This window comes from Draconibacterium orientale (assembly GCF_900111425.1).
In the GTDB taxonomy this organism is placed as follows: domain Bacteria; phylum Bacteroidota; class Bacteroidia; order Bacteroidales; family Prolixibacteraceae; genus Draconibacterium; species Draconibacterium orientale.
The window spans coordinates 56,022-68,901 of the sequence record NZ_FOHT01000028.1; the positions used below are offsets into that span (position 1 = coordinate 56,022).

General features: G+C 41.0%; 8 protein-coding genes. All 8 read right to left on the reverse strand.

Annotation, left to right across the window (positions count from 1 at the left end; translation table 11 throughout):
- Window positions 1-13: 13 nt before the first annotated feature.
- Window positions 14-739, reverse strand: a complete 726-nt coding sequence (locus BMW53_RS15060) for a glycosyltransferase family 2 protein (RefSeq protein ID WP_038563157.1) — start codon at window positions 737-739, stop codon at window positions 14-16.
- A gap of 4 nt (window positions 740-743) precedes the next feature.
- Entirely contained in the window at window positions 744-1,571 is an 828-nt protein-coding gene (locus tag BMW53_RS15065; protein WP_168136458.1) for a glycosyltransferase family 2 protein, read from the reverse strand.
- Complete coding sequence (locus BMW53_RS15070) at window positions 1,561-2,796, reverse strand: hypothetical protein (RefSeq protein WP_038563154.1); 1,236 nt, start codon at window positions 2,794-2,796, stop codon at window positions 1,561-1,563. Before BMW53_RS15070 ends, BMW53_RS15065 begins: the two co-directional genes overlap by 11 nt.
- Window positions 2,793-3,608: a glycosyltransferase family 2 protein gene (locus BMW53_RS15075; RefSeq protein ID WP_038563152.1), complete on the reverse strand. Its 816-nt coding sequence runs from the start codon at window positions 3,606-3,608 to the stop codon at window positions 2,793-2,795. Before BMW53_RS15075 ends, BMW53_RS15070 begins: the two co-directional genes overlap by 4 nt.
- Before the next feature lie 735 nt (window positions 3,609-4,343).
- Window positions 4,344-6,023 carry a capsule assembly Wzi family protein gene (locus tag BMW53_RS15080; protein WP_074780906.1) on the reverse strand — a complete coding sequence of 560 codons (1,680 nt, stop codon included), beginning with the start codon at window positions 6,021-6,023 and terminating at the stop codon, window positions 4,344-4,346.
- A gap of 1,187 nt (window positions 6,024-7,210) precedes the next feature.
- Window positions 7,211-9,034, reverse strand: coding sequence for a capsule assembly Wzi family protein (locus BMW53_RS15085; RefSeq protein ID WP_051568105.1), 1,824 nt, complete (start codon window positions 9,032-9,034; stop codon window positions 7,211-7,213).
- A gap of 626 nt (window positions 9,035-9,660) precedes the next feature.
- Window positions 9,661-11,145: a flippase gene (locus BMW53_RS15095; protein ID WP_074780909.1), complete on the reverse strand. Its 1,485-nt coding sequence runs from the start codon at window positions 11,143-11,145 to the stop codon at window positions 9,661-9,663.
- A gap of 291 nt (window positions 11,146-11,436) precedes the next feature.
- Entirely contained in the window at window positions 11,437-12,291 is an 855-nt protein-coding gene (locus BMW53_RS15100) for a glycosyltransferase family 2 protein (RefSeq protein ID WP_051568104.1), read from the reverse strand.
- Window positions 12,292-12,880 lie beyond the last annotated feature (589 nt).

The window sequence follows — 12,880 nt, forward strand, 5'->3', positions numbered from 1 at the left end:
AGCTAAACGGCATCTATTTTAATTTCATTTTTTGTCGTACAAATCGCAAAACAATAAGTGACAGCATCGTAAGCCGAAAGAATATTTTATAACCCAGCGAATTGGAGTTGGTTTGAGCATCCAGTGGTGTTTTGTTAAAATCATGCCTTCTGTATTTTACCAGTTTGGCCGGGCAGAATACCGGTTTTGTAAACAGTTCAGCATTTAGTCCGATCCATAAATCGTGCATGGCAATTTTTTTAGGGAAGGGGAGAACAATCGGCAATAAATCTTTATGAAAAGCCATACAACAACCCATGTACGAGTTTTTTGCAAGGTTTTTTAAAAAGCCCAGGCGCGAGTTAAAGATTTCAAATATTGATGAGGCAATTTCTTTCCCCTGCTGGTTGATTACCACTCCGTCTGAAATTACCAGTTTGCTTGTTGCCAATTCATTGACCAGAATTTCTACCTTGTCGGGCATCCATACATCGTCCTGATCGGCTAAAAAAATATAGTCGCCCGAAGCTTGTTTTAAGGCAAATTCGAGATTAAATATTGGGCTTGAAAATTGTTGCTTTTCGAATAACTTGATTCTCGGATCGGCAAAAGATAAGATGATTTCTACCGTCTGATCTGTCGATGAATCATCGGAAATAATAATTTCATCAACAGCTCGCGTTTGGTTCAGAATCGAATCGAGCTGTTCCTTTATAAATTGCCCGCCGTTATAAGTAGGAATACAAACTGAAATAGTCATTTTGTCAGAAAAGTTTAGCCAGCGATATGCGCAGTTTATACCAGAGAAGTTTAAGGAGTGAATATTTGTTCGACAAACATTTCATCATTCGATAACTTTCCATATTCCTTTTTATTGTGAGTGACAAATTGGCCAAACGCGACAACAGGTAAGTGTTTTTAATGCCCTCAGCACCCACTTCATTTTTTTTGTGTTGACGATAGCGTAAGCCCGGCTTTTTGAGGTAATCGATCACTCCCGATTCTGCAACTTTTAAAATAATCCACCAGTCGTGCATCCGGGCTTGCTCAGGGAAAGGCAGAACCAATGGTTTTACCTTCTTGTTCATGATAAAAGTGCAGCCCGGGGCCGGATTATTAATCAAAAGCTTGTAGACATTGTAAACATTCCCGGGATTCACTTTCGAATAGTTCCAGAACGATGAATGGATGGTGTTTAATTGTTCATCCACTACTTCCAGATCGCTAAAAACCAATGCTGCCTTATCCGGATTTTGCTGTTTCAGTTGCTGAATACAAGCTAACGATTCTTCAATTTTATGGGGTAACCAAACATCGTCGTGATCGCAAAACATGATGTATTCAGCAGAACTGTATTCCATCAGTTTCTCAAAACTGCGCATTGGTCCCAGTTGCCTATCGCTACTCAATATTTTAATCGCTATGCCATGTTGCTTTCTAAATTTCTTTAAAATTGTTGTTGTTTGGTCGGTGGAACCATCATCGTGTACCAGCAGCTCCCAGTTGGTGTATGATTGTGCCCGTAACGAATCAAGTAACTCCGTCAGGTATTTTTCGCTGTTATATGTCGCTAATAATATTTCAAGCCTCATTTTCAGCATCGTTTGGGAAGGTCGTGGAATAGGTTTGCGAAAAAACATAAACCAATACCAACATTCCGGTTGAACTTAACAGTAGCGGGTTGGTGCCTGCAATAAAGAGATAAGCCAGATAGGCAATAAACAAGTGTGAAATGGAACCACTCTTGATTTCATAAAAGATCGGAATAAGCAGAATGAGGCCAAATACGATCGAAACGGGGATGCCCCAAACGCGTATTAATTCGAAATAAGTTAACTCAGTTACGCTTACCACACTGTTTATGCCCGAGGTGTACATAGTGCTGCCAATTCCCTGTCCAAAGAGCAAAATACCTATATGATTCGAAAAATGTTCGATATAAGAAAACAGGTGTCCGAGCTTTACCTGGTTGGAAATTTCAGAGCGGTTTAAAAATACTTCGGCCAGTAGATTTGCCCCATAAAAGAACCCGGCCAAATAAATAAATGCCACCAGTAAGGCAAGCGGCTTCGAATTTTTATAGGCATAAAACAGAAGGTAGAAAAGCAATATAAATGTCATGGACAAAATGTTTGCCCGTGTACCGGAAAGAAACAGAGTGGTACATAGTGCCAAAATAAAAACAATTTGCGCGCCCCTGTTCTTTTTAATTTTTAAAATGAGTAGCCGATGGAGGTAATAAGCCAGCGGGAATACAAGTATCGGCGAAGTTTTGTAGAACACCATTAACAGGGTAAAACCACCGTAATTCCGCAGCGCATAAACGGCGACTTCTTTTTCCATCACAAAAAACGCATAAAGCTTAGCAAAAAGGCCGGGATTGATTAAGGGCAGAAAATAGGAAAATGCCGTCATTGCAACAAGCAGTATAGCCGATACATTCAAAACTGGGCGAAGCTGAATGTTTTCGGTAACGATTATCACCAGCAGGAAAAAGAAGAAAAAAGAGTTCAGGTAAACCAGCTCTGCCATTGTGCTGTTACCGGCAAAGTTTTTTATCAGGCCAACCGATAAGGCATAAAATGGCATAAAGAAGCCAATAAAGGCCACAGCAAATAGGATTTGTTTCGAGAGATATACCGTTTTTTTATAGTGCAGCGGAAACCAAAGCACAAAAACTCCCAGGAATAAAACATATTTACTATGAAATATTTTATTGCTGGGATCGATAATTACATCGAGAAATAACAAGGCTAAACCAACGTAGAGCAATGTCTTATAATTTTTCCCGTACAGGTATTTTATACTATTTGTCAATGGAATAAGCGATAAAGAGTTCGTATGGGCTTCAACAGAAATACACCTAATCGGTACTCGCGCGACTGCGTTATGAGTTCATATTCAAATGATTCCTGGGGATCGAGGAGATGTTTTGAATAAATATCCTGGTGGTTCATATATATTTGCTGCCTCAGTTTCCGAAAATGTTCCCGGCTTGCGATTAATGAAGCATTTCTTGAATTTCTTTTAATCCGATAAAAAAAGCCAATGTCATTTAAGGTATGAACAGCACCTCCGTTTTTTAACAAGGCTATCCAAAAATCCCAGTCCTCGAAACCTTCTTTCATATTTGTATTGTAGCCCTGTGTTTGGTCAAAATCCGACCTTCGGAAAATGGCAGAAACCACAATAAAGTTTCTGGCCAGCAGCTTCTTTAACGAATAGGATTCAAGAGGTAACATACCATTTTTGGCGCCAAAAAGTGCGACTTGGCAATTGACCACTTTAACGTCGTCGTTTTTTTCCAGCAGTTCAACCGCTTGCTGAATAAAATTTGTACCAATTTTATCGTCAGCATCCAACGGTAAAATGTATTTTCCGGTCGAATTTTTAATTCCCAGGTTGCGGGCAGCGGAAACGCCCTGGTTTTCTGTTTGCAGTACTTTTATTCGGGGGTGTGAAATCCCGCGTACAATTTGGTTGGTATAGGCGTCGGTACTTCCATCGTTTACCACAATAATCTCGTAATTGTCATAGCCTTGTGAATGAATGCTTTCAAGACACTCAGTCAGGTATTTGCCTTGATTGTAACAAGGAACGATAATGGAAATTAATGGCGAAGTCTGCATTGGCGAAATGGTAAACTATTGGTCGTTTTGTTTGTTTTTTTGTCTGCTGATAAGCTCTTATTATGGTTAAATCTAATAATTTTCTCTGGTTTTGCTTGTTCGGCGTTGTATGTTACATTAAAACCATCGCCCTTACGGACGATGCTATAATACCGATTTGAAATTAAACTAAGCCTTTGGTTCGCTTACTCCCAAAGCCTCTTTAATTTTCTATCGGCATTAACCATTGTAATTTCAAAGGCTCACTTTGAAATACAATTGGTATAACTTGCCGGGGCTTTGCCCCTGGAATGATTTACCAGAAACCTTTTGTTGTTCTGTTGCTTAGAACTGTGGGCTTTTTGTTTATAATGAGTTAAAATCAGTAATCTTCGGGTAACTTAAAAAAGATTCCTCGCTGCGCTTCGGAATGAAAGGCTTTTGGCTTTGGGTGAGGATAGAGTGGTTTGGCGGTACAGCCGCCAAACCACTCTATCCCAACATCAAAAAACTAACATACTGTCATTCTGAGCGAAATGCAATGAAGCGAAAGAATCTTTTTATGGCTGTGTATTTTATTGTATCACAATGATTTAAAAAGTAAAATATCCAATTTTGAATAATCAATGTCCAAATCAACTGCAATTGGTGCGTTTACCTTGTTCTGCATTGGGTATTTGTTATTGGGTATTGATCATTTTTTTGTGCCTTATCCAAATTAATTTTTGTGTATAGCGGGTAGCGGGTGGATAGGGATCAGAATCGGTAAGATATACCCAATTGGGTATGCAGGTTGAAGGTGTTGTTGGGATGTGTCCAGTAGTCGGCTTGCACTTCGGCAAATGTGGGTTCGTAAAGCCATTGGTAGTTTCGGCTGCTAACCAGCTTTATTTTTCCATATACCAGAAAGTTTTTATAATCCCAGTTGGCAAAAACAGAGGTGCTTAAATCCACCCAGTTGGCCCGGAAATCTTTAATATAGTTATACCAGAAGTTGTTGTTGTGCACATAACGTTCAAATTCAATACCCACCTGTTTTAGTCCTCTATTCCAGCTGATTTCCAGCGTTTGGGTGTTGCTGCCGGGATCAATTCCGGCACCCAGTAACTGGCCTTTGTGGGTATAGCCGTGCGTTAGTTGATAATGGTAATACCACGTCCCTGCCGGTTGCTTATAAGTGCTCCTTCTGTTTATGTTAGTCTGACTTGCAGCCATTTGAGTAATTTCTCCCCGCACCTGGAAATAACGTTTTCCTTTAAAGCCCAGTAGTTTATGTGCCCCTAAAATATAGGCTGAAGAATGGGTGGGCTCCATCAAAAAGTCGCGCATGTCCCAGGAATGGTCTTCGCGGCCAAATTCAAAGTATATCTCCGCATGCGATTCGGGGAATAACCATCTTGCAAATAGTGAAATACGTTGATCCTGTCGCTGGCTGTCCACATTTTCATTGGAACCTCCCGAACTTTTGGAAAGAAAACTAAGTACCGGCAAATAGTCCGAAAATCCGGATCCCATATCCTCCGAGTAGGTCATAAAACTTCGGGTAAAACCCAAAAACAAACCCGGTACCCAACGGGGTTGATAGCTCATTACCATGGCATTTAAATAGCGCCAGTCGTCCGGTAAACCTTCGGTATAGCCCGATTCTTCAAGTTTTCCGGCAACGATTTGCCCTTCGAACGAACCGATTGGTGTTTTTACCGGGCGTACCGTATTTAAGGTTAGGTGTAAAAAACCGGAGGCTGAATTGGTCATGAGCAGGGAGTTTTTATATCCCGGTCCCCACCAGAGGTTTTCGGATGATAAGCCAATGGAGATGGGTTTATAAGTTAAACGCACACTGCTTTGGCCTAAAAAGAATTTCGTATAGTGGAAACCTCCGAACCGCTCCGGTAAATCAATTCTTCCTTTAGAGTGGGGGAATTGCATATTCAGCGTGGTTTTGTACCCCGAAGGAAAACCGTCGAAAAGCTTATTGTGGGCATACACCAATTCCGGATTAAAGGTTATACTCAGCAGGCTGTATTTAAAATAGAACCCCAGGTCGGCACGCATTTGTGCACTTCGTGCCGGAATCATCGATCCATCGTTAATCCCTTCCGGATGATGGCTATTGTATTGATTCAGCATGCTCACGGGAAGCAAAGTAAACTGTCCTCTTCGCTTATGAAAGAAAAAGCTGCCATCGAATTTGTGGAGGCTCGAACTATCCATACTGTTTTCAGGATCGAATAGGTCTTCTTTGCCCAAAGCTTCCGAATAGATAGGCCGGGAGGTAAATGAAAGGGTCGAATCCACATTCCCCAGTAACTGCTGACGACGGTAATAATCGTTCAGGGTTTGTTTGTTTAAGGATAGGGATTGAGCTATACTACTTTCTGCACCAATAAACAATAGTATGGAGAAGAAAAGAAGGTGTTTATATTTTATGTACATGATATGAGATACTTGATGTTTGATACTGGATGCTGGATACTGGATACTGGATGCTGGATAATTGATGCTGGATACTGGATGCTGGATACTGGATACTGGATGCTGGATAATTGATGCTGGATACTTTCACTTTTACACTTTTTCCTTTTTCCTTTTGCCTTTTTTCTTGGTGCTAGATGCTTGAACTTGATCGTGTAAATATTTTTAAGCGCTGAGATGATGAGCACTGAGACGTGAGATATTGTTTTATTTAAACACTTCAAGGTTTTAAAAACACTTGAAGGTTTTTTCTGCTATGGTAAAACCTTATTTCGTCCTTAAATAACCTTAGTAGCCATTGATGTCTCCCTGCAATAACCTTATTGACCTTATTTTTTTGTTGATGGTTGATGCTTGATACAGGATACTAGATCCTTGATTTTAGATACTGGAAACTATGGAATTGTAAAACTGATAAATTGTAAAGTTGTAGGTCATAACTTGCTTCTCAATTCTCTGTGAAACTCTGTGATTTCTTGGCGTAACTTTGTGGTAAAAACCTTTATATCTTTTTTGTCTTTGTACTGGATGCTGGATAATTGATGCTGGATACTGGATACTTTCACTTTTACCTTTACACTTTTTCCTTTTTCCTTGGTGCTAGATGCTTGAACTTGATCGTGTAAATATTTTTAAGCGCTGAGATGATGAGCACTGAGACGTGAGATATTGTTTTATTTAAACACTTCAAGGTTTTAAAAACACTTGAAGGTTTTTTCTGCTATGGTAAAACCTTATTTCGTCCTTAAATAACCTTAGTAGCCATTGATGTCTCCCTGCAATAACCTTATTGACCTTATTTTTTTTGTTGATGGTTGATGCTTGATGGTTGATGCTTGATGGTTGATGCTTGATGGTTGATGCTTGATGGTTGATGCTTGATAGTTGATGCTTGATACTGGATACTAGATCCTTGATTTTAGATACTGGAAACTATGGAATTGTAAAACTGATAAATTGTAAAGTTGTAGGTCATAACTTGCTTCTCAATTCTCTGTGAAACTCTGTGATTTCTTGGCGTAACTTTGTGGTAAAATCCTTTATATCTTTTTTGTCTTTGTACTGGATACTGGATACTGGATACTGGATACTGGATACTAGATAGTGTAAACACTTTTATCTTTACACTTTTTCCTTTTGCCTTGGTGCTAGAAGCGATACATTATTCCCAGTTTTCCGTGGAAGTTAAAAACATCTTTTCCACTACTGTTGTCCCAGTAATCGTTCCAGTTAAAGTCGTAAATCCACTGATAGTTTTTAGCCCCAACAAATTTTAAATTAAAAGAAAACAACAGGTTCTTATAATCCCAGCTACCGTTTAATGCAGCTGCCAGGTCAACCCAGTGCATGCGTATATCTTTAATGGTTTCATTGTGGAAATCTTCGTTGTGGGCATATCGTTCCACTTGCACTCCAATGGCTTTCAAACCTTTGTTCCATCCTACGTTTAAGCTCATCAGGTTACTACCGGGCCCGATTCCGGCCCCCAGTAGTTGTCCACGGTGGGTATAACCCTGCCGAACACCAACGCCGGTGTACCAGGTTTTGCTTCCCTGTTGGTAAGTGCTCTGGCTACCCCTAAGTACCGAGGTTGGATTTTTTGCCAAATGAGTGATTTCCATGCCTACCTGTATCACCTGATCTTCTGCCGGGAGTTCAATTAGTTTTCGGAATCCATAATTAAAGGCTCTTGAGTGTTCCATTTCCACCATAAAATCTCTTCCGTCCCAGTGATTGTCGGCCAGGCCATATTCCGCATATATTTCAACATGAGCTTTGGGCCACACATAGCGCATAAAAAACGAATAGTATGCGTCTCTTTTCTGGTGATTGCTCAATTCTCCTTCTTCCAGATCTTCTGCCTGCTTTTGTAATTTCTTTTCACTGAAAGAACTAAAAACGGGTAGGTAAGCGTCGAAAGAGTCGTCCCTATCGATTTTATACATTTGGAAACTACGTATCAGTCCCAGGTGAAGTCCTTCTACCCACTTAGGACTGTAATTCAGGATCATTCCATTAAAATAACGATCGTCCTGCCGTTTGGGCGAATAAAAGAGCATGCCGTTATGGTCTTTCACTTCGCTGTTGGGAGGGAGGTAACCCGAAGCTTTTAACGTACCCATTACAATTTGTCCTTCGAAAGAACCAACAGGTGTACGAATGGGACGGGTAGTATTTAAGGTATAATGCCGAAAGCCGGGTGCCGTATTGGTCATTAACAGGCTATTGCGTCTGCCCGGTCCCCACCAGAGATTTTCGTTGGAAAAACCCAGCGAAATGGCTTTGTAGTTGATGCGAACACTGCTTTGTCCCCAGTTAAACTGCTCGTAGGCCTCCTCGCCAAAACGTTCCGGCTGGTCGATATAGTTTAAGGTGTTAAAATAATATTGCGCCCATCTTAAGGTCGCCAGCTCCGGATTTTCGCGGGTTAAGGGGAACCCGTCATACTCGGGATTGGAAGCGTAGATATATTCCGGTTGTATTTTTATGGATAGCGATGGAAGGTTCTCGCTCACGGCAACACTAAAATAAAGGCCACCACTAACGAAGGTCTGATAGCCTTTGGCCGGAATCATCGCTCCGTCGTTCCAGTCTTCAGGATGGTGCGAATTGTACTGATTAGTCCAAACCAAAGGAAGGAGCTTTAGCGAGATATCTGAAGGTAAATGTTTCCCCAAACGCTTATTCACATCGTAATCAAAAAAGCTTTCTGTGTTTTCAGTTGGCCGGTGCGGATCTTTCACGCCGAAAGCCTCAGTAGGAAAGAGGGGATAGGAGACAAAAGAATAATCGGCCTCAATGTTACCGAGTAACTGTTCTCTCCGGTAATAATCTTCCAACCGATCGAAGTTGCTGGAAAGTGCTTGTGCCACAGCTTGTTCGGCAACAGTAAGTACAAAAGCTACTAGTAGATAATATTTCCAGGTCATATGCTGTATTTTCTTTTTAATGGGAGTGTCGTATAAGTTCATTAATGATACAATCAGTGACAAATTGTGTTTTTACACCGTTCGTGGCTGTAATGGTTAGTCGGTTCAGTCAAAAGTGGTTAAATGTGTTTGTTTTCTTTACCCCTCATCCTGTCGGGAGCTCCCCTCAAGATGGGAGCCGGTTATTGGCTACTGCTGTGGATTCAGCGGCTAATAAAATATTCTTCCAGCCAGGCTTTAAATCCGTTCTGATAAGATCGGAACACTTTTAATTTGAAGCCTTGAAGTAGCCAGACACCACGAATCGTGCAGATTGTTTTTTAATCCCGCAGGGATTTGATATTAATAGCCCCGGGTTTTAACCCGGGGTAATGAGCGCAGCGAATGATGCGGCGCAATTACCCCGTTGGTGGAAGCCTGAGCGTTTAATGCGCCGCAGGAATATGTCGTTACCAAATTCCTTTTTGCCGGAGTTTTTGTTTTGATTATCTATTTTTCTGTTGTGTCGTCTTAACGGGGCTTTTTATCCACAGAATCCCCGCCAGCGGAGGAGATTATTCAACCCCTCCGGGGCTGATGTCTGTATGCTTGTTTACCGTGCGTTTCACACACGGTTATTTGTGTTTAGTCCTTTCAGGACTTTTTTTGTGGAATTGTTTGTCCTGGTATTACTGTATCCTGCCTTTTCTCTTGTTTAAAACAGCGGGTATCCAGCCTTTCGTTCGGGCATAGACAAAAGCTTCATCGATTAAGGGGTTTTTAAATAGCCAGCCCTGGATGCTAAAATAGATCAGAGCCGATAGCGGAACAGCAATGAGAAGGCGGATGACTTCATTTTCCGAAAGGGAGCGAACCCCATAAGCAATGGGAATAAAAAGTAAACACGACAGAAAAGCTTTGGACAGCATTCTCCAATCCAGTTTAAATTTTATGAGTTTGTAGGCAAAAAAGCCCGCAATTCCGGTTACTACAATTTCACTGGTAACGGTAGCCACAGCCGCTCCTTTATCCTTAAAACTGCCAATGAGCAAGAGGTTTAAAACAATGCTCACCACCATACCGGCAAATGTTGCCCACAGGTATTTTCGCTCGAAACCGGCAGGAATCAACAACTGAAAACCAAATATATGGGCAATTCCTATGATTAGTGCCAAAGGTGCACTAATTTTCATGGTCAGCACGGCGTTGGCAAATTCCGGTCCCGAGATGGAGATAATAAATTCTCTGGCAAAAAGAAAAAGCCCGAAACTAACGGGCACACCCAGTAAACAGGTAAAAGCAAAAGATTGGTTAATCAGCTTGTTTACCTGAATTTTGTCGCGGCTTTCAAGGCTTTGTGTGATACGGGGTATTAATACTGTCCCCAGTGCTATCAGCACCGGAATGGTAATTTTATTGATCTTTACGGCCGCAGTATAAAGTCCTACAGCCGTATCGTCGGCCAGAAATCCCAGCAATAAAGTATCGACAACCGAATAGATGCTGATGGATACCGAAGTTCCCAGCAAGGTTAATAAGGCCGGAAGATGTCGTTTAAGCTCCAGAGACTTGAAATGAAAAGAGATGATTTTACGAACACCCCATAAATTCCATAAGTGATTGGCTAAAATGGAGAAAATAACTACGGCAAAATAAACCAGCAGATCTTCCTTTGTTTTTACAAATACAAACAACGCCACTAAGGAAAGTGCTTTTATGCTAATGGAGCGCATGGATAAAAAGCGAAATTGCTCCATGCCGTTGTAGTACCAGTCGAGGTTCGAGAAGGCACTTATTACAATTAACCCGCCCAGCAGGTAGAGTTGCAGATCATCGTGAAACCAGGGGACCAAAAACAGAATTCCCAGGTAACCCAAAAGCAAAAGCAGCGAACTTATACCATTTAAAAACAGCAGCTCGGAAACAGTTTTGCTTATCCGTGCCTCGTCGTGGCGGATTTTTGCAATTTCACGTACGCCGTAAATCGGTATGCCAATGGCGGCCAGTAAAACAAAGTACTGGGCAAATACCAGAATAAACTGAATTTTACCGAAAGCCTCGGGACCCAATACCCGTGAAGCATAGGAAAAGCTGATAAAGGGAAACAATAAATTGCTCAACAAGAGCAGGCTATTGTGAAATAAATTCCTTTTTATGGATGGTGTTTTTTGCAAAACTTAGTAATAGGCGGTAAAATGAAAACCGGAATGGAAACTTGTTGCTCGAAATTTCTCCTCCTCTGGGGAGGAGGAGGGGACCAACGTATGTTGGTGAGGTGGTTAAATGTATCGAATTAAACGGATCCGACTATTGACAACAGAAGATAAATCACCACCTCCCCGCTGATTACGCTGCACTTCATCAGTGGTACTTCCCGATGCTCCGATCGGGACAGGCTCTCCTCAAAGGAGGAGAAATGAATACTATGCAGAACCACGCGAAAGGATTCGCGCGGTAGCGGCGTATTATTTAGCGTTTAGTTTTTGTTTGTGCATTTCCTTTTTCGCCAGTTTATATTCCAGCTCTTCCAGTACGCGCTTATTGGTTTTCCTTCTTTTTGGGTCGAAAAACCATCCCCACTTGTTAAAATAGCGAATGGTATTAACCATGTGTACCAGCATCATCCGGCTGCTTTTGTACGAATGCCGGTGATGATAGTGCGTTATCGATACCCTTGGATAATAGATGGTCTGGTATTTTTCATGTATTCTTCGCGATAAATCAAAGTCTTCGGAGTAAAGGAAGTAGCGTTCATCAAACATCCCCACTTCTCTTAACGCTTCTACCCGGAAAAACATAAAACAGCCCGAAAGGCACGGTGCTTCCATAGTGGTATTGTAACCATTAAAAGCCAGCTGGTATTTGGTGCGCTTGTTTTTAAAAATATTATCAGGTAAAAATAAACGTATCAGTAAATTAGAAGGGGTAGGCAGCAGCTTTGCCAAATACTGAACTTCGCCCTTTAAATTGAGTACCTTAGGTAGAATAAGGCCTACTTTCGGGTGTTTGTTTAAGTAGTCAACAATTTTTGGAATAACATTGGCCGAAAAAAAGATGTCGGTGTTTAAAGCCAGGTGGTAATCGGATTTATCAATTATTTTTCGAATGGCAATATTATGTGCCGCGCCGTAGCCTATATTCTTCCCATTAAAAATGTATTCTACTTTTTTGCTGGGAATAATATTCTTTAAGCGATCATCAGGCGAATTGTCAACAATTATAACTTTTGAAAATGTGTCGTCCTGAAACAGCGACTGACATACTTTTTCCAATTCTGCCATTGATGTTTTATAGAGTACAATACTGGCTGTTATTATCATTATTCGTGTTGTTTATCGTTCTTCATTTGTGTTTTTCACCTCTTCCTTTGTATTCCGGTCTCCTTTTTAGGGGAATTACACCGGGGAATCTTTTAAACTGTATTTCCCCTTAGCTGCTTCTGTGAACGATTTATCTTTTTGTTGTGCAAATAGGTTGCTGAATAAGCACCATTTCGTTTGGTGCCGCCTGTTATCAGGGATGTGTGTATCATGATGCAGTATTCAATTCGTTTTATTTCTTGTTTATGGGATTGCTAAGGTATAAAATGTTTGGTTTTTTCCATAAGTTTTCCGAAATACTCCATAGGCTTCTCTATTGATGCTGTTTTCCTAAAGCCAGCTATCTCTTTGTGCTTTTTGTTGTTGCGCGGTTGACAAGGTATTTCGATGTGTTTGTATTTTTTACCTCTCATCTGTCAGTTGACGGAGAACGTTTTTAACGTGATCTGAATTCGGTTTTTCTTAGGGACTAACTGCTTTTTGTGATTTAAACGCTTCAGGGTTTTGGAAACACCTGAAGGTTGTTGGTGTATTTTTTATTATCCACTAATTACTCTGATTCCGCTAAAAACAACAGAAGAGGAATCAC

Bases quoted from the DNA above. Each gene is read 5' to 3' on its own strand.
- BMW53_RS15085 (WP_051568105.1), bottom strand. From the start codon at position 9,034: ATGAACTTATACGACACTCCCATTAAAAAGAAAATACAGCATATGACC.
- BMW53_RS15075 (WP_038563152.1), bottom strand. From the start codon at position 3,608: ATGCAGACTTCGCCATTAATTTCCATTATCGTTCCTTGTTACAATCAA.
- BMW53_RS15060 (WP_038563157.1), bottom strand. From the start codon at position 739: ATGACTATTTCAGTTTGTATTCCTACTTATAACGGCGGGCAATTTATA.
- BMW53_RS15100 (WP_051568104.1), bottom strand. From the start codon at position 12,291: ATGATAATAACAGCCAGTATTGTACTCTATAAAACATCAATGGCAGAA.
- BMW53_RS15080 (WP_074780906.1), bottom strand. From the start codon at position 6,023: ATGTACATAAAATATAAACACCTTCTTTTCTTCTCCATACTATTGTTT.
- BMW53_RS15065 (WP_168136458.1), bottom strand. From the start codon at position 1,571: ATGAGGCTTGAAATATTATTAGCGACATATAACAGCGAAAAATACCTG.